Here is a 23,444-nt window from a genome sequence, read left to right as displayed (position 1 = left end):
CGGCGAACTGCCGTTCTGGACCATCCCCGACGATCCTCAGACCGATCGAATCAGCCGAGGAGGCGACCGATGACCGCGACACTGACCGAGACCCGGGTCGCCCCGCCCCCGGCCGAGCCGCCCGCCGCGCGCGGCGACCGCCGGGAGTATCTGGCCCTGGCCGCCCTGCTGGTCGGCACGGCCGTCGCCTACCTGTGGAACCTGTCCGCCAACGGCTGGGCCAACTCCTTCTATTCGGCCGCCGTGCAGGCGGGTTCGGTGTCGTGGAAGGCGTTCTTCTTCGGCTCCTCCGACGCGGCCAACTCGATCACCGTGGACAAGACACCGCTGTCGCTGTGGCCCATGGAGATCTCGGTGCGGATCTTCGGGCTGCACAGCTGGAGCATGCTGCTGCCGCAGGCGCTGCTCGGCGTGGCGTCGGTGGCGCTGTTGTGGGCGATCGTGCGCCGGAACTTCGGGGCGGCCGCCGGACTGCTGGCGGGACTGGTGCTCGCGCTCACTCCCATCGCGGCCGTCATGTTCCGGTTCAACAACCCCGACGCCATGCTGGTGTTCCTCATGCTCGCCTCGGCCTGGGCCATGACCCGGGCGGTCGCCGACGGGCGGTGGCGCTGGCTGGTGCTCACCGGCGCGTTCATCGGATTGGGCTTCCTGGCCAAGCAATTGCAGGTGCTGCTGGTGGTGCCCGCGCTGGCGCTGACCTACCTGATCGCCGGGCCGCCCGCGCTGGGCAAGCGGATCGCGCAGCTGTTCGCGGCGGGCGCGGCCATGGTGGCCGGTGCGGGCTGGTGGGTGCTGCTCGCCGAGCTGTGGCCCGCCGCGGACCGGCCGTACTTCGGCGGCTCGCAGCACAATTCGATCATCGAACTGACCCTCGGCTACAACGGCCTGGGCCGGTTGAACGGTGAGGAGCGCGGCAGCGTCGGCGGTTTCGGCGGCGACATGCCGAGCGGCGGGGGCGGCATGTGGGGCACGCCCGGCATCGGACGACTGTTCGAGCCGCAGCAGGCCGGTCAGATCGCCTGGCTCATCCCGGCGGCGCTCGTCCTGCTGGTCGCGGGAATGGTTCTGCGCGGCAAGCTGACCCGCACCGACCCGCAGCGCGCCATCCTCATCCTGTTCGGCGGCTGGCTGGTCGGCACCGGACTGGTGTTCAGCTTCATGAAGGGCATCTTCCACCCGTATTACACGGTGGCGCTGGCCCCCGGTGTGGCCGCGCTGATCGGCGCGGGCTCGGTGCTCGCCTGGCGGCGCCGCGACCTGCTCTGGGTGCGGCTGACCCTGGTCGCGGCCATGGCCCTGACCACCGCCACCGCGTGGATCATCCTGTCCCGCAGCGTCTCCTTCCTGCCGTGGCTGCGCTGGACGGTGCTGGTCGGCGGCATCGCCGTCACCCTGCTGCTGCTCCTCCGCCTGCCCCGCAAGGCCGGTCTGTCCGTCGCGGCGGCCGCGGTGATCCTCGGTCTGGCGGCTCCTACCGCGTACGCCGTGGACGGGATCGCCACCGCACACCAGGGACCGATGCCGTCGGCCGGTCCGGCGGTCCGCGGCGGCTGGGGTCCGGGTGGACCGCGCGGCGGCGACCGTCCCAACGGGCTGCCCGGCAACGTCTTCGGCGAAGGGAACGGCTTCGCGCCCGGCACCGGCGGTAATGGCGGCCAGCGCAACGGCGCTCCGGGCGGCCAGCCCGGTGGCAGCCAGCACGGCGCGGGCATGAACCACGGCGGTTCCACGAACAGCGGCCCGGGCGGAAGCCCAGGCGGGCCTGAGGGATTCGGCGGCGCGGCGGGCAACATGATGATGGCGAGCCGCCCGAGCGCCAAGGTCACCGCCCTCCTGAAGGCCGACGGCTCCGACTACACCTGGGTGGCGGCGACCGTCAGCTCCAACTCGGCAGCCGGCTTCCAGCTGGCGACCGAACTCCCGGTCATGCCCATCGGCGGCTTCAACGGCAGCGACCCCTCCCCCACCCTCGCCCAGTTCCAGGAGTACGTCCAGGTGGGCCGCATCCACTACTTCATCGCGGGCAGCCAGATGGGCGGCGAACGCGGCGGCAATGGCACCAGCTCCCAGATCACCGCCTGGGTCAAGGACCACTTCACCGCCGAGGACGTGGACGGCATCACCCTCTACGACCTCACCGCCCCGAAAACCAACTGACCGGCGGGCTTGCCCCCGCCCCCGAAAAGGACTGAGCGCCTGGACCGATCCGGTCCAGGCGCTCAGCTCTGCTGGATAGAATTATGTGACGCCAGTCACGATTCAGGGACCCCGCATGAGCACCCCGCATCCCCTCCCCGATGAGCACCGAGAAGCCTTCTGGCGCAGAGCCGGCTGGGACCCCCTCCTCCCCGACCCGGACCGGTCCGTCATCGAATCCCGCTGGGACGACGAATCCATCACCCTGGCAGAGATCTTCGGCTTCTGACCCCCGTCCCGCTGAGTGGGCGGGCACAGGTGAAGTAACCGCGGGTCGGATGGGTGCTGCTAGGTTCCGCGGGCATGAGGTCCTCACTGGTCGCCCTTGCCGCAGCTCTCATTGTGAGCGTCCTGGCCCAATCACCGATCGCCGTGGCCGACACCGGCTCATCCGCATCCGGCTCGGCCAGCGGGTCGGCGTCCGGCTCCAGTGATCTGTGGCCGGTCCCCACCGCGTCCGCCGACCAGTTCACCTATCTGATCGCGTACAGCTTCGGGAACCGCATCCCGGCCGGGGCCGACCCCGCCCGTACCGAAGGCGAACCGGGCCCGGTGAACGAAGCCCTCGCCGATGCCGTCATCGCCACCCGAGGCACCCGGGCCATCCCCGTCTACGCCCAAACCGTCATCGCCGACGTCCTCCGCACCAAATACGGCATGACCGACGTCATTCCGATCGAGGCGGACCGCCAGCCCGACGGCACACTGACCTACCTGTCCACCGACGGCGTGGCCAAGAAGGTCTCCGCGCTCCGTGCCACCACCGAATCCACCGACGTGGCAGGCGTTATCGCCTTCAAAGACCACCTGTGGCGCGCCACCTACACCACCCGCAACAACAGCCTCCGCGCCTACGCCCCCGCCGGAATCGCCATGCCCACTCGATACGACCCCCAATCCGGCCAGGCCTGGACCACCAGCGCCACCACCTACCTCCCGGTCGACATGGCAGCCCGAATCCCTTTGCTGCTCAGCGGCACCGGCAGCAGCCGGTAGGCCCGGATAGATCCGATCGGGCGGTTACAGGGGGAGCATCGCGGCGGCGATCCGGTCGGATGCGTTGTCGGGCAGGGCGGTACCCACGCCATCGAGGACGAGTAGTCGCGCCCCAGGGATTTCAGCGGCGAGGGCCTCGCCATTGCCGACCGGGAAGAACGGGTTGGCGCGGCCGTGCACGACCAGCGTGGGTATGGCGAGTTCGGCGAGTCGGGAACGCCAGCGCGGGCTGCAATCGATGCGGGCGAAGGCCATTCCGAGTTGGTTGGCCTGGTGGACCGCGGGATCGTTGGACGGTGTGCGGTCCCAGATCCGGGTTGCCGTGGTGCGCGCGGCTTCCGGGTCGTTGCTCATCAGCTCGGCTCCCGCGGTGGCGAACGCCGCGACCGCGTCGCGGTCGGTCCAGTCCGGCTGGGGGCGGGAGAACAGCGCGCCCATGACGGCGGGGTCGTGGTCGGGTAGGTCGTCGTCGACCGGGCCCGGGGCGACCGGTCGGGTGTTGACGAGGGTCAGTGCGGTGAATACGGCCGGGTGGTCCAGTGCGGCGACCTGGGCGACCATGCCGCCTACGCCGATTCCGGCGAGATGGGCGGTCGCGGCGCCGAGCGCCTCGACCAGCGCGGCCGCGTCCGCGACGAGGTCTCGGAGGTCATAGTTCGGGTTCTCCGGGTCGGCGGTCGCCGACGCACCGGAATCGCGCAGGTCGTAGCGGACCACGTGCCGACCGCCGGAGGCGAGCCGCGCGCACAGCTCGTCGGGCCAGGACAGCATCGTCGGGCTGCCGACCAGCAGGACGAGCGGATCATCGGCCCGGCCGAAGCTCTCGACGCCGAGGTCCACACCGTTCGCCCGCACCGAGGTCACGCCCCTTCGAATCGGTTCCGCCATGCCGAACTCCTGTCTGTCGGTTCACCCCGATGTACCGACGACGAATCGACCGGAAAGTCATCGGTGTGGCCCTACGCTCGACCCAGGGCCTGACACCCGCGTCGGGCCGCTATCGCGAAAGGAGATCATCATGGCCGTCGCCGTGATCGTCGAACTCGACGACACAACGGTCGAGGAGTACGACTCGATTCTCGAGATCTTGGGATTCGCGCCAGGCGGCCCGATGGCTACGGGCGGCCTATTCCATTGGGCGACCACCACGGACCATGGAGTCCGGGTCACCGATGTCTGGAGCTCTCCGGAGGAGTTCCAGCGCTTCGCCAACGAAAGACTGGCCCCGGCCCTGCAGAAGGCGGGCGTGACCAGCGAGCCCCGGATCTCCTTCGAACCGGTCCACAACTACCTGATCGCGGGCTGAAACGGCGGCCTTCGGCGCACGCTGACCGGCGAGCGGGTCAGCGTGCGCTGAGGGCGGTGTGGAGGGTGGCGGCCCACTGCTGAACGATTTCCTTGCGGCGCAGGGAGTCGTCGGTCAGGACGTCGGCGAGGCCGAGGCCGCGGGCCAGGTCGAGGGTGGCCTGGACCAGGTGGTGGGTGACCGGGTCGGCGTCGTCCACGCCCAGGGCTTCGATGGCCATGCGGTGGGAGATGCGGCCGAAGCGGGCTTCCATGGGGACGATGCGTTCGCGGAGGACCGGGTCGGCGGCGGCGTGGGTCCAGACTTGCAACGCCGCTTTGAAGATGGGGGCCGTGTAGGACTCGACCAAGCCGGCGACGACGGCTTCGGTGCGGGCTACGCCCTCGGCTACCTCCGCTACCGCGAGGGCATCGGCCTTGGCTTGGGCCATGCGGGTCTCGAACATGTACTCGAGGGCGGCGGTGATCAGGTCTTCACGGGTGGGGAAGTGGTGTTGGGCGGCGCCTCGGGACACCCCGGCGCGTTCGGCGACGACGGCGACCGTGGCGGCCGCCCAGCCCATCTGGGACAGGCAGTCGATGGTCGCCTCCAGCAGCCGCTGCCGGGTGGCCCGGCTGCGGTCCTGCTTGGGTTCGTGGGGTGTCGCCATGGTGACCTATTGTGCCCAGCTCGGTGGGCGGCGCTGCAGGAAGGCCGTCATGCCCTCGATCACCTCGGGGGTGCCGAAGTAGCTCGCGGAGCGTTTGGCCAGTTCCTCGGCCCGCAGGTCGAAGACCTCGAGCAGGTCGGTGTTGACCAGACGCTTGGCCTCGGCCAGGCCCTGCGGGGAGCCCTTGCGGAGTTCGGCGCGCAGGCGGGCCACCTCGGCGGCGGGGTCGTCGGCGGCCACGGTGATGAGGCCGTTGCGTTCGGCCTCGGCGGCGTCGAAGGTCTCGCCGGTGGAGAAGTAGCGGGCGGCGGCGCGCGGGGACATGCGGGGCAGCAGGGTGAGGGAGATCATGAACGGAGCCAGGCCGATCCGGACCTCGGTGAGGCCGAAGCTGCTGTCGCGGCCCGCGACCACCAGGTCGCAGGCGGCGATGATGCCCATGCCGCCCGCGCGGACATTGCCGTTCACCTGCGCCAGCACCGGTTTCGGCATGGCCAGGATGTCGCGCAGCACCGAGATCATCCAGCGGGTGCGGATCTCGGCGGCGGCCGCCGGGTCGGCGTCCACGGCTTCCTTGAGGTCCGCGCCGGCGCAGAAGGTGTTGCCGGTGTGGGTGAGCACGACACCGCGCACCGCGTCATCGGCGGCCGCGCGCTCCAGGCCCGCGAGCAGTTCGGTGACCAGCCGCGAGGACAGGGCATTGCGATTGTGCGGGGAGTCCAGGGTCAGCACCGCGAATCCGTCGCTCACCGCGTAGCGGACGAACGGCGCCTCCGCGCCGGCTGGGTCGGTCATCGAATACTCCTGCTGCTGTGTGGCTTTCGAACACTGGGAGCCGGGTGGCGGTGGCCGCGCGCACACCGCCACCCGGCACCGCGGTCAGTACGACCGCGGCAGACCGAGCGAGTGCTGGGACACGAAGTTGAGGATCATCTCGCGGCTGACCGGAGCCACCCGCGCGATGCGGGAGGCGGCCAGCATGCCCGCCAGGCCCACATCGGAGGTCAGGCCGGAGCCGCCGTGGGTCTGGATGGCCTGGTCGAGCGCCTTGATACTGGCTTCGGCCGCAGCGTATTTCGCCATATTGGCGGCCTCGGCGGCGCCGAAGTCGTCACCGGCGTCGTAGAGGAACGCCGCCTTCTGCATCATCACCTTGGCCAGCTCGAGCTCGATCTTGACCTGGGCCAGCGGATGCGAGATGCCCTGGTGCGCACCGATCGGCACGCCCTTCCACACCGCGCGCTCCTTGGCGTAGGAGACCGCCCGGTCGATGGCGTAGCGGCCCATGCCGACCGCCATGGCCGCGCCCATGATGCGCTCCGGGTTCAGGCCCGCGAACAGCTGCGCGATGGCCGCGTCCTCCTGGCCGACCAGCGCGGTCGCCGGGAGCCGGACGTCGTCGAGGAACAGGGTGAACTGGTTGTCCGGCTCGATGATGTCCATCTCCTGCTTCGTCTTCACGAAGCCGGGGGTGTCGGTGGGGACGATGAACAGGGCGGGCTGCAGGTTGCCGGTCTTGGCGTTCTCGGTGCGGGCCACGATGAGCACGGCCTCGGCCTGGTCCACGCCGGAGATGAAGATCTTGCGGCCGTTGAGGATCCAGTCCTCGCCGTCACGGCGGGCGGTGGTGGTGATCTTGTGCGAGTTGGAGCCCGCGTCCGGCTCGGTGATGCCGAAGACCATCTTGCCGCTACCGTCGGCCAGCTTGGTCAGCCACTCCTGCTTCTGCGCCTCGGTGCCGTACTTGGTGATGATGGTGCCGCAGATGGCGGGCGAGACCACCATGAGCAGCAGGCCGCAGCCCTGCGCCGCCAATTCCTCCTGGACCAGCGCGAGTTCGTAGATGCCCGCGCCACCGCCGCCGTACTCCTCGGGCAGGTTCACACCCAGGAAGCCGAGCTTGCCCGCCTCGTCCCACAGCTCGTCGAACGGCTCGCCCTTGCGGGCCTTGGGTCCGGCGTAGTCGCGGAAGTTGTACTTGGCGGCCAGCTTGGCCACCGCCTCCCGCAGCGCCTTCTGTTCGTCGGTCTCGATGAAACCCATTGCCTACTCCTGATCTTCGCTGTGGACGACGGCGAGCACCGTGCCGACTTCGACCTGCTGGCCGGCGGAAACGTTCAATTCGGTGAGCACGCCCGCGGCGGGGGCGGCGATGGTGTGCTCCATCTTCATGGCCTCCAGCCAGAGGATCGGCTGCCCCTTCTCGACCCGGTCACCCGCGGCCGCGCCCAGGCGGATGACCGCGCCGGGCATCGGGGCCAGTAGCGAGCCCTCGGCCACCTGGTCGGCCGGATCCTCGAAGCGCGGCAGGCGGCGCACCGCCACCGGGCCGAGCGGGGAATCCACCGTCACCAGATCGCCGTAGCGGGCGACCTCGAAGCGGCGCCGCACCGGGCCGCGCTCACCGGGCACCTGGAGGATCACCAGATCCGGTGTGGCCTCCAGCAATTCGAGACCCTCGTGGCCCTCGACCTCCAGACCGGACCGGGTGATCCGGTAGCGCACGTCGTGGCGACCGGTCAGGCGGGACTCGTAGGGCTTGGACTGCGCCTGCGACGGCAGGTTGCGCCAGCCGCTGGGCAGACCGCCGCCGATCCGGGCCGTGCGCCGGTTGGCGGCGGCGTCGGCGAGCGCGGCGGCCACGATGGAGAGCTGCTCGTCCGCCTCGGAAACCAGTGGCGCGGACAGCTTCTCCAGATCGTGGGTGGTGAAGAAGGCGGTGTCGGTGTCGCCCGCCAGGAACGCCGGATGCCGCAGCACCCGCACCAGCAGATCGCGGTTGGTGACCAGGCCGTGGATCTTGGCCCGCTGCAAGGCCGAAGCCAGCAGATGCGCGGCCTCGTCGCGGGTCTCGGCGAAGGAGATGACCTTCGACAGCATGGGGTCGTAGTGCACGCCCACCACCGAGCCGTCCACGACGCCGGTGTCCAGGCGCACGCCCGGCTCGGTCAGCACGGTGAATTCGCCCAGGGTGCCGGGGATGTCGAGGCGGTGCACCGGGCCGGACTGCGGCTGCCAGTCGTGGGCCGGGTCCTCGGCGTAGAGCCGCACCTCGATGGAGTGGCCGCGCATCTCCGGCTGCCGCGTGGGCAGCGGGCGACCGGCGGCCACCTGCAACTGGAGGCGCACCAGGTCCAGGCCGGTGACCTGCTCGGTGACCGGATGCTCCACCTGAAGACGGGTGTTCATCTCCAGGAAGAAGAAGTCGCCCTTCTCGTCGGCGAGGAATTCCACGGTGCCCGCGCCCTCGTACCCGATGGCCTCCGACGCCAGCCGGGCCGCCTCGAACAGCCGCGCCCGCATCCCGTCGATCTTCTCGACCAGCGGGGATGGGGCCTCTTCGACGACCTTCTGGTGGCGGCGCTGGATCGAGCACTCGCGCTCGCCGACCGCCCACACGGTGCCGTGGGTGTCGGCCATGACCTGCACCTCGATATGGCGGCCGGTCTCGAGGTAGCGCTCACAGAAGACGGTCGGATCGCCGAAGGCGGACTGGGCTTCCCGCTGCGCGGCCTCGATCTGATCGTTCAGCTCGGCCACATCGCGCACCACGCGCATGCCGCGACCGCCACCACCGGCGGATGCCTTGATCAGCACGGGCAGCATGTCCGCGGTGACCTCGGCCGGGTCCAGCTGCTTCAGCACCGGGACACCGGCGGCGTCCATCATCTTCTTGGACTCGACCTTGGAGCCCATCTGCTCGATGGCCGCGACCGGCGGGCCGATCCAGGTCAGCCCGGCGGCCTGCACGGCCTTCGCGAATTCGGCGTTCTCGGACAGGAATCCGTAGCCGGGGTGGATGGCGTCGGCGCCGGCGGCCAGCGCGGCCTCGATGATCAGCTCACTGCGCAGGTAGGTCTCGCCAGGAGTGTTGCCGGGCAGGCGGATTGCCGCGTCCGCCTCGGCGACGTGCGGCGCGTTGGCGTCCGCATCCGAGTAGACCGCCGTGGTGGCGATACCCATCCTGCGGCACGTCGCGAACACGCGCCGCGCGATCTCGCCACGATTGGCGACCAGAACGTTCGTGATCTCCATGTGTGGCCTCACATCCGGAAGACGCCGAAGCCCTCGGCGCCCTTGATCGGGGCATTGTGAATGGCGGACAAGGCCATTCCCAACACCGTGCGGGTGTCGCGGGGGTCGATGACGCCGTCGTCGTAGAGGCGGCCCGACATGAACATGGGCAGCGATTCGGCCTCGATCTGCGCCTCGATCATGGCGCGCAGCCCGGCGTCCTGCTCCTCGTTGAACGGGATGCCGCGCGCCTCGTTCGCCGCCCGGCCCACGATGGAGATGACGCCCGCCAGCTGGGCACCGCCCATGACGGCGGATTTCGCACTGGGCCAGGCGAAGACGAAGCGCGGGTCGTAGGCGCGGCCACACATGCCGTAGTGGCCCGCGCCGTAGGACGCGCCCATGAGCAGCGAGATGTGCGGGACCTTGGAGTTCGAGACCGCGTTGATCATCATCGCGCCGTGCTTGATGATGCCCTTCTGCTCGTACTCCTTGCCGACCATGTAGCCGGTGGTGTTGTGCAGGAACAGCAGTGGCGTGTTCGACTGGTTGGCCAGCTGGATGAACTGGGTCGCCTTCTGCGCTTCCTCCGAGAACAGCACGCCGCGCGCGTTGGCGAGAATGCCGACCGGATAGCCGTGCAGTTCGGCCCAGCCGGTCACCAGGCTGGAACCGTAGAGCGGCTTGAACTCGTCGAAGTCCGAGCCGTCCACCACGCGGGCGATGACCTCGCGCGGGTCGAACGGGATCTTGAGGTCGCCCGGCACGATGCCGAGCAACTCCTCCTGGTCGTACAGCGGCTCGATCACCTCGGTGAGCGGGCGGGCCGCCGGCCCCTTCTTCTCCCAGTTCAGGCGCTTGACGATGGAGCGGCCCAGCCGGATCGCGTCCTGCTCGTCGACGGCGAGGTAGTCCGCCAGACCCGAGACGCGGGCGTGCATTTCGGCGCCGCCCAGCGATTCGTCGTCGGACTCCTCACCGGTGGCCATCTTCACCAGCGGCGGACCGCCCAGGAACACCTTGGAGCGCTCCTTGATCATGACCGTGTAATCCGACATGCCGGGGATGTACGCGCCACCGGCCGTCGAATTGCCGAAAACCAGTGCGACGGTCGGGATTCCGGCCGCGGACAGCCGGGTCAGGTCGCGGAACATGCGCCCGCCCGGAACGAAGACCTCTTTCTGCGTCGGCAGATCCGCGCCGCCTGATTCCACCAGGCTGATGCAGGGCAGGCGGTTCTCCAGCGCGATGTCGTTCATCCGCAGCGTCTTGCGCAGCGTCCACGGATTCGAGGTGCCGCCGCGCACCGTCGGGTCGGGCGCGACGATCATGCATTCGACGCCCTCGACGATGCCGATGCCCGCGATCACGCTCGCGCCGACATGGAAGTCACTGCCCCAGGCGGCCAGCGGGGCCAGCTCCAGGAACGGCGAATCCTCGTCGATGAGCAGTTCGATGCGCTCGCGCGCGGTCAGCTTGCCGCGCTTGCGATGCCGCGCCATCTTGTCCGGGCCGCCACCCGCGATGTTCTTGGCGTACTCGACCTCGACCTCGGCGAGCTTGGTGCTCATCGCCTCGGCCGCGGCCTGATAGTCCGCCGAATTCGGGTCGACGGTGCTGCGCAGAATACTCAAGACTGGAACCCCAATCGCTTGGCCGCGAGGCTGGTCAGAATCTCATTGGTGCCGCCGCCGATACCGAGGATGCGGACATCGCGGTAGTGCCGCTCGACCTCGGACTCGCGCATGTAGCCGAGCCCGCCGAACAGCTGGACCGCCTGGTGGGCAACCCATTCGGCGGTCTCCACCGCGGTGTTCTTGGCGAAGCAGACCTCCGCGATCAGATCGGTCTCGCCCTGTGCGGCGCGTTCGGCCAGCACGTGGGTGTAGACCCGGGCCACGTCGATGCGGCGGGCCATCTCCGACAGCGTGTTCTGCACCGCCTGGCGGCTGATCAGCGGGCGGCCGAAGGTCTCCCGATCGCGGGTCCACTGCAGGGTCAGGTCCAGGCAGCGCTGCGCGTGACCGTACGCCTGCACGGCCAGGCCCACCCGCTCGCTCACGAAAGCCGAGGCGATCTGGGCGAATCCGCTGTTCTCCGGGCCCACCAGGTTCGAGGCCGGCACCCGCACGTCGACATACGAGAGCTCGGCGGTGTCGGACGCCAGCCAGCCCATCTTCTCCAGCTTGCGGCTGACCGTGAAACCGGGCGTGCCCTTCTCCACCGCCAGCAGCGACACACCCGCCGCGCCCGGACCGCCGGTGCGGACCGCGGTCACCACGTAGTCGGCGCGCACACCGGAGGTGATGAAGGTCTTGGAGCCGTTCACGATGTAGTCGTCGCCGTCGCGCACCGCGGCGGTGCGCAGATGCCCGACATCGGAGCCGCCGCCCGGCTCGGTGATGGCCAGCGAGCCGATCTTCTCCCCCGCCAGCGTCGGCCTCACCCAGCGCTCGATGTGCTCGGCATTGCCGGAGGCGATGATGTGCGGCACCGCGATACCGCAGGTGAACAGGGATGCGAACAGGCCGCCCGAGCAGCCCGCGTAGTGCATTTCCTCGGCCACGATGGCGGCGTCGATGGCGTCACCGCCGGAACCGCCCGCGGACTCGGGGAACTGGATGCCCAGCAGGCCCAGCGCGCCCGCCTTCTTGTGCAGCTCCCGCGGGATCTCGCCGTCGCGCTCCCAGCCGTCCAGGTAGGGCAGCACCTCGCGCTCGGCGAAACCACGGACGGTGGCGCGCAATTCGCGGCGCTCCGGGGTGTTCCAGGGACTCACGTAACTCATGGCAGCAGCTCCACGGGAATCTCGATGTGCCGGGCTCGCAGCCATTCCCCGAGCCCCTTGGCCTGAGGGTCGAAGCGGGCCTGATAGGCCACGCCCTCGCCGAGCAGGCCCTCGACGATGAAGTTCAGCGCCCGCAGGTTCGGCAGCACGTGCCGGGTGACCGGCAGGTCGGCGGTCTCGGGCAGCAGGCGGCGCAGCTCCTCGACGGTCAGGGTGTGGACCAGCCAGCGCCACTGCTCGTCGGTGCGCACCCAGACGCCGATATTCGCGTTGCCGCCCTTGTCGCCGCTGCGGGCGAGAGCGATGGCGCCCAGCGGGGCGCGGGTGGTGGCGCCGGACGGAAGCGGCTGCGGCAGTTCGGGTTCCGCGACCACGTCCAGTTCCAGGGTCTCCCCGGCGGGCGCGATCGCCACCTCGGAACCGTCGGCAAGCACGGCGGTGTGCGGGATCTCCTTGGAATCCACGTATCCCGGCGTGAACACGCCGTACGGACCGCCATTGCCGGGCGGGGCCGTCAGCGAGAAGCCGGGGAAGCTGGCCAGCGCCAATTCCACCGCGACACTGGAGAACGCGCGCCCCACCTTGTTGGGGTCGGGGTCGCGGACCACGCAGCGCAGCAGCGCGCTGGCCTGCTCCTCGGTGTCGGCGTCGGGGCGGTCCAGCCGCGCCAGCGTCCAGTCCAGTTCGGCGGGACGCAGCGTCAGCCACGACTCCAGCTGACGCTGCGCCAGCGCGGCCTTGGCCTCGATGTCCAAACCGGTGAGGATGAACTGCATTTCGTTGCGGAAGCCGCCGATGGTATTGGTGGACACCTTGGTTTGCGGCGGCGGGGCCTCACCGGTCACGCCGCTGATCAGCACCCGATCCGGGGCCTCCTGGCTCACCTGGATGCTGTCCAGGCGGGTGGTGACGTCCGGGCCCGCGTAGCGCGCGCTCTGGATCTCGTACATGAGCTGCGCCTTCACCGTGTCCACGGTGACCGCGCCGCCGGTGCCCTCGTGCTTGGTGATGACGCTGCTGCCGTCGCGGCGCACCTCGGCGATCGGGAAGCCGGGGCGGCCCAGATCCGCGATCTCGGTGAAGAAGGCGAAATTGCCGCCGGTGGCCTGGGTGCTGCACTCGATGACGTGACCCGCCACCACCGCACCGGCCAGGGCGTCGTAATCGGTTCGGGCCCAGCCGAAGTGCGCAGCCGCCGGGCCGACCACCACGGAGGCGTCGGTGACCCGGCCGGTCACCACGATGTCCGCGCCCGCGGTCAGGCATTCGGCGATGCCCCACGCGCCCAGGTAGGCGTTGGCGGTCAACGGTGCGCCCAGGCCCAGTTCACCGGCGCGGGCGAGCAGGTCGTCACCGGTCACGTACGCGACCTTCGGTGCGAGACCGAGCTTTTCGGCGACCTCGCGCACCCGCTGGGCCAGGCCCGCCGGGTTGAGGCCGCCCGCGTTGGCGACGATCTTGACGCCCGACTCCAGGGCCAGCCCGAGGCTGTCCTCCAGTTGCCGCACAAAGGTTTTGGCGTAGCCCAGGTTCGCGTCCTTCATGCGGTCGCGACCCAGGATGAGCATGGTGAGCTCGGCCAGATAGTCGCCGGTGAGCACGTCGAGCTGACCGCCCTCGAGCATCTCCCGCATGGCGCTCATGCGATCGCCGTAGAACCCGGAACAGTTGCCGATCCGGATGAGATCCGGAGTGTCGGCGAGCTGACTCATGGAGGGCCTCCCTGTGTGCGCCCGAAGCCGGCGCAGCCTCGGTGCTGCGGTCGGTTACAGGGTCACATCAGGAACAGAAAAAATCAAGCCCGCGTGCTTGTTATTTGCGGAAAGGCCAGGTCAGGGCCGGGTACCGGGGCGCCGGCAACCGTCAGGCAGACTGAACGGGTGTCCACAGACGTCAGCGCGCTCATCCTGCTCGCCCTCGCCGGATTCCTCTTCGGCGGCGCGTACTCGCTGTTCAAGACCTCGCGCCCACTGGCCGTGGCACTCGCCGTCTGTGGCGTGCTCGCAGCAGTGGGCGCGATCCTGTGGATGGCGAACTAGTTATTCCGCTTCGAGGCGGAAAATGCGCAGGTCTTCGGGGACGCCGCTGAGCGGGGCTGCGAAGAAGCTGCGGCGGTAGGGCTTCACGCCCAGGCCGAGTTCTTCCAGGGTCTCCGGCTTCAGGGCGTCCAGGGTGGCACCCGAGAGCATGGTGTTGCCGTTGCCACCCGCCTCCATGACGCGAGCCGCGATGTTCACGTCGATGCCGAGCCAGTCGCCGCCGATCTCGCGGGGGCTGCCGGTGTGCAGGCCCAGGCGCATCTGCGGGCGGTAGCCGTCCACCGACACGGCCGACAGGTTCTCCTTGGCCGCGACAGCGGCTCGGACGGCCCGGTCCGCGGACGGGAAGACGGCCATCACACCGTCACCCATGCGCTTGACCACCTGACCGCCCCGATCCACGATCGGCGGCTCGATGGCCTTGGCCACCCGGCGCAACAGGTCCAGGGTCACCTCGTCGCCCGCCGCCAGCGACCAACTGGAGAAGGCCACCAGGTCGGTGAACATGATGGTGATCTCGTCGCTGCCGCGGCCCTTGCCGACCCGCTCCAGCATGGCCTGCCACACCTGCAGCGCACCCAGCCCCAATTCGCGTGCGGCACTGGGCGAATCGCCGACCAGCTTGTCCGCCGCGCGGGCCACCGCGCGCACCCCGCCCGGCCCGGAGACCGAGAGCGGATCGCCGAAACCCGGGTCACCGGGCAGGTTCTCGCGCGCCTTACGGATGGCGCCGATGATGTCGCCGCGCTGATTGGCGGCATTGACGAGGGCCGAGAGCTGGCCCGGGAAGCGGCCGCGGCGGCGCGGCTGCCCATCGAGCTCGTCCGGGTCCTCCGGGTCCTCGGAGAGTTCTGCGGGGATCAGCGGGATGACCACATCCGGGTCGATACGCGGTTGGTCGCGCCCCCGGTTTCCGCCCGCGTCTCGCGAGCGGTTGCGATCGGTCCCCAGTCCGTCCGTGCGGTTCGCGTCTTTGGCGCGGTCTCCGCCGTCGGAGGGTCGTTCGCTCACGCCCAGAGCGTATCCCAGCGCTCCGTCATGGGATGGATTAACGATTGCCACCGGACACCTCCCGATCGGTGCTAGCGGCCACATCGTTGGACCCGCCGAAGGTTTGAGTGTTTTGGTTGCTAGACCGATGCTACCGACCGTCCAGCACAACGCGCCACACCACCACGGCTCGAATCAAACGTTAGCTGGACCACACTTTCGACCCGGTATGAACCACCCCGCCGAATGACATCGGCCCGATACGGAATCCGTATCGGGCCGATGCGCGCCGCCGTGCCGGGCAGTGGCCGGCGGCTCCCCGGGCAGGGTCTATATCACTCGTAATACGAGTCAGGCATCGCGTTTGTTCACCACGAAGAGCGCGGCTCCGAACACGACTGCGACGAAGGCCGCAAAGTAGATGAGACCACCCCAAGGACCCCAATGCCAATACTCGGATTTCTCGTCCACGGTTCCGAGGAACAGGCCCGCGTTCTGGAAGGGCAGCAGCACCTGGATTTCGCGGCCCACCTTGCCGAACGCGCCGACCATCGGCTCCAGGATCACCGGCCACACGATCAGTAGCGAGAGCGCGCCCGCCGACTGCCGGATCAGGGTGCCGACACCCACCGCCAGGAAGACGATGAGCAGGATGAAGATCGGGACGGCGTAGAAGACCCGCAGGTCACCACTGGTGAGGCTGAGGTGAGCGCCCGCGTCGTGGGTGACCATGGCCTTGAAGATGAAGAAGCCGAGGAAGGTCAGCACCAAACTCAGCAAACCCATAGCAACACCAATTAGGCCCGCTTTGGTGAGCAGCACGGTGGTCCGGCTCGGGGTCGCCAGGAAGGTCGTCTTGATGGTGCCGAAGCGGTACTCACTGGTGACCGCCAGTGCCGCCAGGATCATCACCATCAGGTAGCCGAAGCCCGGCATACCCTGCGCCAGACCCGTGATACCCAGGCCCGCGATCGAGTTCTCCGCGTACGGGGCGTCCGAGGGGTGCATCTTGCCCTCGGCCAGTTGATCCTGGAACACCCGCCACGACGCGTTCAACGCCAGGCTGAACAGGGCGGCGATCCCCAGCGCGAACACCGCCAGCAGCACCGTGCACCACACCGGCGACTTGGTCGAGGTCAGCTTGATTCGTTCCGCGGTGAGCACTCCCATCAGAGGCCACCTCCCATCACCTGATCGAAGCCTTCGCCGTGGTACTGCACCGCACCACCGGTCATGCGCATGAACGCCTCCTCCAGCGACGCGCGCTGCGGGGACAGCTCGTAGAGCGTGATGTCATTGGCCCCGGCCAGCTTTCCGACCGCGTCACTGGTCACACCCGCCACCATCAGCGCCGGGCCGTCGGCCTCCGCGCCGTCCTCGCGCACCGTCATGCCGTTCGAGGTGAGCAGGCTGCGCAGCTGATCCAGCTGCGGACTGCGCACGCGCACAGACTGTTCCGACGCCTTCTCGATGAAATCCTTGGTGGAGGTGTCGGAGATCAACCGGCCGCGGCCGATCACGACGAGATGCTCAGCGGTCTGCGCCATCTCGGAGAGCAGGTGACTCGACACCAGCACGGTGCGGCCCTCCGACGCCAGCCGCTGCATGAAACGGCGGATCCAGAGGATGCCCTCCGGATCCAGGCCGTTCACCGGCTCGTCGAACAGCAGCACCTGCGGGTCGCCGAGCAGCGCGCCCGCCAGGCCCAGCCGCTGCGACATGCCCAGCGAGAAGCCGCCCGCGCTCTTCCCGGCCACCTCGTTGAGGCCGACCAGGCGCAGCACCTCCTCCACCCGGGACTGCGGAATGTCATTGGACGCGGCCAGCCAGCGCAGATGCGAGCGCGCGGAACGATTGGGGTGCACCCACTTCGCGTCCAGCAGCGCGCCGACGGTGTCGAGGGGACGTTTCAGGTCGTGGTACGGCTTGCCGTCGATGAGCGCGGTCCCGGAGGTCGGGGTGTCCAACCCCAGGATCATGCGCATGGTGGTCGACTTGCCCGCCCCGTTCGGGCCGAGAAAGCCGGTCACCTGCCCCGGACGGACCGTGAACGACAGATCCGACACCGCGACGGTCTGGCCGTAATGTTTGGTCAGGCCTCTCAGTTCGATCATGCTGCCCAGTCTTCCCCATGTAGTGAGCGCGCACTATCGCTAAAAGGTCGCGCGTCGCTCATCCTCGGGGATGATTACGGCCCGGACCCGGCTCCGGGTTCAGGCCGCGGACCGGGCAATCAGAAACCGGGCGAGGATGCCTGCGCCCAGAAGCGTTTCGGGATGCGGCCCGCCTGGCGGGCCAGCCAGCCGCCCTCCACCGCGCGAGCCATGGCCGCCGCCATCACCGCGGGCTGACGGGCGCGGGTGACCGCGGTCGCCAAAAGGACCGCCGAACAGCCCAGTTCCATCGCCAGGGCGGCATCGCTGGCGGTGCCGATGCCCGCGTCCAGGATCACCGGGACGCCCGCGGCGGCCACGATCATCTCGATATTGTGCGGATTGCCGATGCCCAGTCCGGTGCCGATCGGCGAACCCAGCGGCATGACCGCGGCGCACCCGACATCCTCGAGGCGCTTGGCCAGCACCGGGTCGTCGGTGGTGTAGGGCAGCACCGTGAAGCCGTCGTCCACCAATTGCTCTGCGGCGGACACCAATTCGATGGCATCCGGGAGCAGGGTGCGCTCGTCGGCGATGACTTCCAGCTTCACCCAATCGGTTTCGAGAGCCTCGCGGCCCAGCTGCGCGGTGAGCACGGCCTCGGCGGCGGTGCGACAGCCCGCGGTGTTCGGCAGCGGGGCGATCTCCAGGCGCTTGAGCAGGTCCAGCACGCCGGTGCCGCCCGCGGCGTCCACCCGGCGCATGGCGACCGTGGTCAGCTCGGTGCCCGAGGCCAGCAGCGCCTCCTCCAGCACGGCCAGGTTCTCCGCGCCGCCGGTGCCCATGATCAGGCGCGAACCGAACTCGCGGCCCGCGATGACCAGCGGCTCGACCGCGCTAGCCACCCTGCACCGCCGTCAGCACCTCGATCTCCCAGCCGCGGCCCACCGGCTCGTCCCAGCGGGACTTCGGGAAGACCGCGCCGTCGATCGCCAGCGCCACGCCCTTACACGGCAGGTTCAGGCGCTCCAGCAGCTCGCGGACGGTGAGCTCCTCCGGGAACACGTGGTCCTCACCATTGACGGTGACGCCGACCGGAATTGCGGTCATCGAACTCCTCCTGAGATGAAACGGTGCGGGTCCGCGGCTCGCGCCTCGGGCAGCTCGGTGTCGGCGAGCAGGGCCAGTACGGCGTCCGCCGTGACCGGGGTGTCCAGGATGCCGTTGCGGCCGTGGCCCGCGGCCACGATCACCTTGTCGTCGAGGTATCCGATCAACGGCAGATTGTCCGGCGAGCCGGGACGCGAACCCGCGACGGCCTCGGCGAACTCGTATTCGCCCAGGCCCGGCAGGACGGCCTCGGCATCGGTGATCAGGTCCCGGACACCGGCGACGGTGACGGCGTTGTCGAACCCGACTTCGTATTGTGTTGCACCCAGGACGATCCCGTCAGCCCTCGGCACAAGATATATAGGGCGGCCGTGCACGCGGGCCCGGATCACCCGGCTGGGCGGGACGGGGGCGCTCGGGCGGCGGCGCAGGCGCAGGATCTCACCCTTCACCGGACGCACCGGCAGGCCCGGCCACAGCTGCGCGGAGGCGGCGCCCGCGGACAGCACGACGCGATCGTGCGGCAGCGCCGCCAGGTCCTCGATCCGCTCCCGGCGGAACTCGACCCCGGCCTCGAGGCAGGCGAATTTCAGCGCGTTCACCAGGGCCCGGTTGTCGACGGCGGGTTCGGCGGCGGCCAGCAGTCCGGCGCGCACGCCGCGCCCCAGGCTCGGCTCGGCCGCCCGGACGCCCGCGCGATCCAGCAGGCTCAGCTCGTGGCCGCGGGCGTTCACCCAGTCGGCGATGGTGCGCAGGTCGGCGGCGTCGGCGGCGTCCAGGGCGACGGTGAGGGTGGCGTCGGCGACGAAGACATCGGTCCCGGTGACGGCCTTCAGATCACCCGCGAACCCGGGCCAGCGGACCAGCGAGGCGGCGCCGAACGCGAGGGCCGCGTCCTCCCCCGGCCAGCCCTCCGACAGCGGCGCGAGCATCCCGCCCGCGACCCAGGAGGATCCGGTACCCGAGGCCGGGTCGAAGAGGGTGACGGTCCAGCCCGCTCCGGCGGCCCGCCAGGCCACCGACAGTCCGATCACACCGCCGCCGACGACGGCCAGAGTCCGCATGTGAATCCACCTAACTCGTCCCCGCGTTCCCGGGGACCCGCATATATCCGATGCGAAACATCGGCCGCGAGGAAAAGTCGCGAGCCGCCACACCGGGCGTTTTCCCTCGGGTCGTTTCGACCCGACAACCGTAGCGCGACTACCGTCACCCCTGTGCAACCCTCCCACCCGAACCGGCCCGCCTCTCCACGGGAACGCCTCGCCACCGCGCGGCTCTACCTGTGCACCGACGCCCGCCGCGACCGGGGCGACCTGGCGGACTTCGCCGACGCGGCCCTCGCCGGCGGCGTCGACATCATCCAGCTCCGCGACAAGGGTTCCGCCGGTGAGAAGCAGTTCGGCCCGCTCGAGGCGAAGGCCGAACTCGCCGCCCTCGCCGAACTGAAGGCGGTGGCCCGCCGCCACGGCGCCCTGGTCGCCTGCAACGACCGCGCCGACATCGCCCTCGCCGCCGGCGTCGACGTCCTCCACCTCGGCCAGGGCGACCTCCCGCCCTGGTACGCCCGCCAGATCCTGGGCCCCGACGTGGTCCTGGGCCGCTCGACCCACAACCGCGCCCAAGCCGGTCTGGCCGCCATCGACGAACACATCGACTACTTCTGCACCGGCCCCGTCTACGCCACCCCCACCAAACCCGGCCGCACCCCCGCCGGCCTCGACTTCGTCCGCTCCACCACCGACTCCCACCCCACCCGCCCCTGGTTCGCCATCGGCGGCATCGACGAGCACACCCTCCCCGAAGTCCTCGCCGCCGGTGCCACCCGCATCGTCGTCGTCCGGGCCATCACCGCCGCCGACGACCCCCGAGCCGCCGCCCGCGCGATCAAGCAGCGCATCCTGGAGAACGACCGGTAGCACGGATCTCGAGTGCCGTCGGGCGGCGCGAACTTCCGTCGTGCCATTGGAACTGACGGCATTTCAAGGATCCGGATATCACCTAGGTTCGGCTGCGATGGTGATCAGTCCCGATCGCCGCATCCTTCGGAGGTCGCCAATGCTCGCAAGTTCTGTGGTACGCAATGGATTCGGCGCGCTACTGCTGACCGCCACCGCGGTCGGCAGCGTCATCACGGCCGCGCCCGCACAGGCGTCGGTCACCCGCATCTGGATCCAGCAGGTCAGCGACGTCCAATCCAACCTCGCCGCGGACGTCGACAGCACCGCCCCCGTGTACTTCTACGACAACGGCAAACTCATGCCGGGCAGCCCCGCCACCCCGGTCACCATCGACGGCAAGCACTACTGGGCCAGCGTCCCCATCTTCGCGAGCGGCGTCCACAGCGTCACCGTCAAACAGGGCGACACCCAGCTCTCCGCCACCTTCCTCTCCACCGGCAGCGGCGAACCGAAACAGATCGGCAGCGGCAGCGCGGGCTGACCCGCCAGGGTCGGTTCACCCATCCGGCCGCTGGGACCGCCGCGTGAATCCTCCTGCCCCGCACGGGAATGGCGGAGCAGGAGGGTGCGGGTTACAGGCCCGCGCAGCTGGCGCCGGAGACGCCGTGGTTGACGTAGACGTTGTTCTCGGGGTTGCCGTATTCCTGGGTCATGATCAGGGCGCCGCCGAGGCTGTTCTTGATACCCAGGGCGACATCGTAATTGGCGCTTCGCAGGGTGAATCCGTTGTCGGATCGGGTGCTGTAGAAGTTGGTGGTCTTGGGGAGGCAGGGGTTGATGATGCCGATGGCGGCGCCGCGCCATCGGGCTGATCAACCCCGCCGACGGTCAGCACACCACGCGCGCCAAGGCCCTGCGGATCGAGGCGTGGGGTGAGGCCCAGAACATCTTCGTGCCGACCGACGGCAGCTTCGTCGTGGTCTACGCCGAATCCTGCCTGCGCGTTCCGGGCAGCCTGGGCACCTTCACCCTGACCGGCGGCCGGTACAACGTCCAGCTCGGGCCGGTCTGGCTCACCTCGACGCTCGAATTCACCCGCGACGGATCCAACCCGCAGGTCGGGGTCCAGGTCGCTCAGAACTCGACCGGTTCCAGCTGCTCCGGGCTGTGAGGTCAGCTCACCGGATCCAGGCGGACCGGGACGCCGTTGAGGTTGGCCATGCCGGCCAGGCGTTCCACGTCGGCGAGATCGGTTGACATCAGGTCGTTCACGTTGGCGCCGCCGGCGGCGTTGGCTCGGCGCCAGCCGCCGGTGTGGCCCCAGCCGTGGGGGATGGCGATGGTGCCGGTGGTCAGGTCCTCGGTCAGGCGGGCCGTCACCTCGATGGAGCCGTGGGCGGAGGTGACGCGGCAGCGGTCGCCGTCGGAGATGCCCGCTACGGCGGCGTCTTTGGGGTTGATGCGGGCGGCGTGTTCGCGGTCGCCGCGCATGAGGGGTTCGACGTTGTGCATCCAGGAGTTGTGGGACTTGAGTTCGCGGAGGCCGATCACGCGCAGGGGGTAGGTGGGGTCGGCGGGGCGGTCGGTGAGAGTGCGGAGTTCGATGATGATCTCGTCGGGGTCCAGACGAACGCGGCCGCCCTTGTGCCGCACGATGTTTCGCAGGACGCCGGTGGCGATACTGTCGGCGAGAACCACACCGTGGGGGTGGCGGCGCAGCATGCGCAGGCTGAGACCGTCGCGGCGGAGACCGAAACGGTCGCCGTAGGGACCGGTCCGCAGGGCGAGATCGGCGAGGAGCGGCGGGGTCGGGCGGGCCGACGCCAACCCGGGGACGCGGCGGCGCAGGGAACTCAGCGCGCGGCCGAGCGGGCGGGCAGGGCCTACCGCGAAGGGCTGCACGCCGATTCGGGTGGCGATGGCGTCGATGATCCGCCATTCCTCGCGGGCCTCACCGTAGGGTTCTACGACGCGCTCGGTGTACTGGGTGTACGGGGTCGGGGAGAGCGCGGTGAACGGGAGCGGGATGTCGTCGCGTTCGAGGAAGGTGGTCGCCGGGAGGATGTAGTCGGCGATGCGGTTGGTGTCGTTGATGTAGAGGTCGATGGAGACGAACAGGTCCAGTTCCGGGAGGGCCGAGGCGAGTTCGCGGCCGTTCGGGACCGAGGAGACCGGATTGCCCGCGGAGGTGAACAGGGCGCGCAGGCGGCCCGGACCCGGGGTGGTGATCTCCTTGGCCATGATGGCGGCGGGGAACGTGCCCAGGACGTCGGGGAATCCGCCGACCCGGGAGTGGTTGCGGCCGTAGCCCGCGAAACCCAGGCGGGCGCTCAGTTCGGAAACCGCCACCAGCTCCTTGCCGAAGACGCTGCCGCCCGGCTTGTCGAGATTGCCGGTGACCAGGGCGAGCGCGTCGACGAGGAAGGCCACCAGGGTGGCGTGGCGGCCCAGGCAGGTGCCGGTGCGGCCGTAGACGGCGGCGGAGTCGGCGCGGGCCAGCTCACGAGCCAGGGCGCGGACGAGGTCGGGGTCCAGGCCGGTGATCCCGGCGGTCGACTCGGGAGTGAAACGGCCGACAGCGGACCGCAATTCGCGGACGCCGCGGGCCTGACGGCGGAGCGCCTGCTCGTCCTGGAGGCCCTCCTCGAAGATCACCTGGAGCAGCGCGGCCAGCAGCCAGGCATCCCCGTCGGGCCGGATGCCGACGTGCTCGAAGAGTTTCGCCGTCTCGGTCTTGCGCGGATCGACCACCACCACCCGGCCGCCGCGCTTGGTGATCGCGGTCAGCTTGTCGCGGACCCGCGGGACGCTCATCGCGCTGCCGTGCGAGACAAGGGGATTCGCGCCCAGCATGAGCAGGAAGTCGGTGCGGTCCAGATCGGGGACCGGCACCGAGGTCGCCGAGCCGTAGAGCAGTTCGCTGGCCACGAAGCGGTTGTTGATGTCCTGCGAGCCCGCCGAATACACGTGCTTCAGCCCGGCGGCCAGCTGGAAACCCACCATCCACAACGTGTGCGAGTAGGAGAAGGTGGACGGATTGCCGAAATACCAGCCGAGACTGTCGATTCCGTGCTCGCCGATCAGCGCGCGCAGCCGCTCGCCGATCTCGTCGAGCGCCGTGTCCCAGGACACCCGCTCGAACTCGCCGGAGGCCGTGCGCCGCAGTGGATACAGCACCCGGTCCGGGTCGTTCTGGATCTCGGTGAACGCGATGCCCTTCGGGCACGCGTTGCCGCGGGAGAGCGGATGGTCCTTGTCGGCGCGCAAGCGCACCAGCCTGCCGTCCTCGACGGTGGCGATCAGGCCGCAGAGCGGCTCACAGATCCGGCAGTACGTGGGAAGCTCGCGCGTGCTCACGC

General features: G+C 69.6%; 24 protein-coding genes. 9 read left to right on the top strand and 15 right to left on the bottom strand.

Annotation, left to right across the window (positions count from 1 at the left end):
• Positions 1-69 precede the first annotated feature (69 nt).
• From ACWEOI_RS07210 to ACWEOI_RS07200, 3 genes are all read left to right on the top strand, one after another.
• A complete protein-coding gene (locus ACWEOI_RS07210) occupies positions 70-2,160 on the top strand; it encodes a glycosyltransferase family 39 protein (RefSeq protein ID WP_452359154.1) in 2,091 nt (696 codons plus the stop codon).
• A gap of 115 nt (positions 2,161-2,275) precedes the next feature.
• Positions 2,276-2,428 carry a hypothetical protein gene (locus ACWEOI_RS07205; protein WP_452359153.1) on the top strand — a complete coding sequence of 51 codons (153 nt, stop codon included), beginning with the start codon at positions 2,276-2,278 and terminating at the stop codon, positions 2,426-2,428.
• Positions 2,429-2,502: 74 nt separating this feature from the next.
• Positions 2,503-3,195, top strand: a complete 693-nt coding sequence (locus ACWEOI_RS07200; protein ID WP_452359152.1) for a hypothetical protein — start codon at positions 2,503-2,505, stop codon at positions 3,193-3,195.
• A gap of 24 nt (positions 3,196-3,219) precedes the next feature.
• Here the strand turns inward: ACWEOI_RS07200 and ACWEOI_RS07195 are convergent, their stop codons facing one another.
• Entirely contained in the window at positions 3,220-4,083 is an 864-nt protein-coding gene (locus ACWEOI_RS07195) for an alpha/beta fold hydrolase (RefSeq protein ID WP_452359151.1), read from the bottom strand.
• A gap of 130 nt (positions 4,084-4,213) precedes the next feature.
• Here ACWEOI_RS07195 and ACWEOI_RS07190 point away from each other — a divergent pair, with 130 nt between their 5' ends.
• A complete protein-coding gene (locus tag ACWEOI_RS07190; RefSeq protein WP_433669031.1) occupies positions 4,214-4,501 on the top strand; it encodes a hypothetical protein in 288 nt (95 codons plus the stop codon).
• Positions 4,502-4,538: 37 nt separating this feature from the next.
• Here the strand turns inward: ACWEOI_RS07190 and ACWEOI_RS07185 are convergent, their stop codons facing one another.
• The 7 genes from ACWEOI_RS07185 to ACWEOI_RS07155 all read right to left on the bottom strand — a co-directional run bounded on the left by ACWEOI_RS07185 (position 4,539) and on the right by ACWEOI_RS07155 (position 13,664).
• Positions 4,539-5,150 (bottom strand): TetR/AcrR family transcriptional regulator, encoded by a 612-nt coding sequence (locus ACWEOI_RS07185; protein ID WP_404205072.1) that lies wholly within the window; start codon positions 5,148-5,150, stop codon positions 4,539-4,541.
• Between the two features lie 6 nt (positions 5,151-5,156).
• Positions 5,157-5,945 carry an enoyl-CoA hydratase family protein gene (locus ACWEOI_RS07180; protein WP_433669032.1) on the bottom strand — a complete coding sequence of 263 codons (789 nt, stop codon included), beginning with the start codon at positions 5,943-5,945 and terminating at the stop codon, positions 5,157-5,159.
• An 84-nt stretch (positions 5,946-6,029) separates the two neighbouring features.
• Positions 6,030-7,193, bottom strand: coding sequence for an acyl-CoA dehydrogenase family protein (locus ACWEOI_RS07175; RefSeq protein ID WP_452359150.1), 1,164 nt, complete (start codon positions 7,191-7,193; stop codon positions 6,030-6,032).
• A gap of 3 nt (positions 7,194-7,196) precedes the next feature.
• Complete coding sequence (locus ACWEOI_RS07170) at positions 7,197-9,185, bottom strand: acetyl/propionyl/methylcrotonyl-CoA carboxylase subunit alpha (protein ID WP_452359149.1); 1,989 nt, start codon at positions 9,183-9,185, stop codon at positions 7,197-7,199.
• Between the two features lie 8 nt (positions 9,186-9,193).
• Positions 9,194-10,798, bottom strand: a complete 1,605-nt coding sequence (locus ACWEOI_RS07165; RefSeq protein ID WP_433669037.1) for a carboxyl transferase domain-containing protein — start codon at positions 10,796-10,798, stop codon at positions 9,194-9,196.
• On the bottom strand, positions 10,795-11,943 hold the full coding sequence (locus ACWEOI_RS07160; RefSeq protein WP_452359208.1) for an acyl-CoA dehydrogenase family protein: 1,149 nt from the start codon (positions 11,941-11,943) through the stop codon (positions 10,795-10,797). Before ACWEOI_RS07160 ends, ACWEOI_RS07165 begins: the two co-directional genes overlap by 4 nt.
• Before the next feature lie 5 nt (positions 11,944-11,948).
• Positions 11,949-13,664, bottom strand: coding sequence for an acyclic terpene utilization AtuA family protein (locus ACWEOI_RS07155; protein ID WP_452359148.1), 1,716 nt, complete (start codon positions 13,662-13,664; stop codon positions 11,949-11,951).
• 168 nt (positions 13,665-13,832) lie between these two features.
• Between ACWEOI_RS07155 and ACWEOI_RS07150 the strand changes: the two genes are divergently transcribed.
• Positions 13,833-13,991: a hypothetical protein gene (locus ACWEOI_RS07150; protein WP_357094463.1), complete on the top strand. Its 159-nt coding sequence runs from the start codon at positions 13,833-13,835 to the stop codon at positions 13,989-13,991.
• Here the strand turns inward: ACWEOI_RS07150 and ACWEOI_RS07145 are convergent, their stop codons facing one another.
• The 6 genes from ACWEOI_RS07145 to thiO all read right to left on the bottom strand — a co-directional run bounded on the left by ACWEOI_RS07145 (position 13,992) and on the right by thiO (position 19,248).
• Positions 13,992-14,729 carry an adenylate/guanylate cyclase domain-containing protein gene (locus tag ACWEOI_RS07145; RefSeq protein ID WP_452359207.1) on the bottom strand — a complete coding sequence of 246 codons (738 nt, stop codon included), beginning with the start codon at positions 14,727-14,729 and terminating at the stop codon, positions 13,992-13,994.
• Positions 14,730-15,332: 603 nt separating this feature from the next.
• Positions 15,333-16,151, bottom strand: a complete 819-nt coding sequence (locus ACWEOI_RS07140) for an ABC transporter permease (RefSeq protein ID WP_357094460.1) — start codon at positions 16,149-16,151, stop codon at positions 15,333-15,335.
• A complete protein-coding gene (locus tag ACWEOI_RS07135) occupies positions 16,151-17,095 on the bottom strand; it encodes an ABC transporter ATP-binding protein (RefSeq protein ID WP_379274670.1) in 945 nt (314 codons plus the stop codon). Before ACWEOI_RS07135 ends, ACWEOI_RS07140 begins: the two co-directional genes overlap by 1 nt.
• Before the next feature lie 119 nt (positions 17,096-17,214).
• A complete protein-coding gene (gene thiG / locus ACWEOI_RS07130; RefSeq protein WP_452359147.1) occupies positions 17,215-17,979 on the bottom strand; it encodes a thiazole synthase in 765 nt (254 codons plus the stop codon).
• Positions 17,972-18,184 carry a sulfur carrier protein ThiS gene (gene thiS, locus ACWEOI_RS07125; protein ID WP_452359146.1) on the bottom strand — a complete coding sequence of 71 codons (213 nt, stop codon included), beginning with the start codon at positions 18,182-18,184 and terminating at the stop codon, positions 17,972-17,974. The genes thiG and thiS overlap by 8 nt, the downstream gene beginning before the upstream one ends.
• Positions 18,181-19,248 (bottom strand): glycine oxidase ThiO, encoded by a 1,068-nt coding sequence (gene thiO, locus ACWEOI_RS07120; RefSeq protein ID WP_433669044.1) that lies wholly within the window; start codon positions 19,246-19,248, stop codon positions 18,181-18,183. The genes thiS and thiO overlap by 4 nt, the downstream gene beginning before the upstream one ends.
• A 153-nt stretch (positions 19,249-19,401) precedes the next feature.
• Between thiO and thiE the strand changes: the two genes are divergently transcribed.
• From thiE to ACWEOI_RS07100, 4 genes are all read left to right on the top strand, one after another.
• Positions 19,402-20,103, top strand: a complete 702-nt coding sequence (gene thiE / locus ACWEOI_RS07115; RefSeq protein ID WP_433669046.1) for a thiamine phosphate synthase — start codon at positions 19,402-19,404, stop codon at positions 20,101-20,103.
• Between the two features lie 139 nt (positions 20,104-20,242).
• A complete protein-coding gene (locus ACWEOI_RS07110) occupies positions 20,243-20,626 on the top strand; it encodes a hypothetical protein (protein ID WP_452359145.1) in 384 nt (127 codons plus the stop codon).
• Positions 20,627-20,750: 124 nt separating this feature from the next.
• A complete protein-coding gene (locus ACWEOI_RS07105) occupies positions 20,751-20,957 on the top strand; it encodes a hypothetical protein (RefSeq protein WP_452359144.1) in 207 nt (68 codons plus the stop codon).
• A gap of 80 nt (positions 20,958-21,037) precedes the next feature.
• Positions 21,038-21,256 (top strand): hypothetical protein, encoded by a 219-nt coding sequence (locus tag ACWEOI_RS07100; RefSeq protein ID WP_452359143.1) that lies wholly within the window; start codon positions 21,038-21,040, stop codon positions 21,254-21,256.
• A gap of 2 nt (positions 21,257-21,258) precedes the next feature.
• Here the strand turns inward: ACWEOI_RS07100 and ACWEOI_RS07095 are convergent, their stop codons facing one another.
• Positions 21,259-23,442 carry a molybdopterin-containing oxidoreductase family protein gene (locus ACWEOI_RS07095; RefSeq protein ID WP_452359142.1) on the bottom strand — a complete coding sequence of 728 codons (2,184 nt, stop codon included), beginning with the start codon at positions 23,440-23,442 and terminating at the stop codon, positions 21,259-21,261.
• Positions 23,443-23,444 lie beyond the last annotated feature (2 nt).

This window comes from Nocardia sp. NPDC004340, assembly GCF_053602575.1.
The sequence above is the reverse complement of the archived record's forward strand: the minus strand, read 5'-3'. Positions and strand labels throughout refer to the sequence as shown.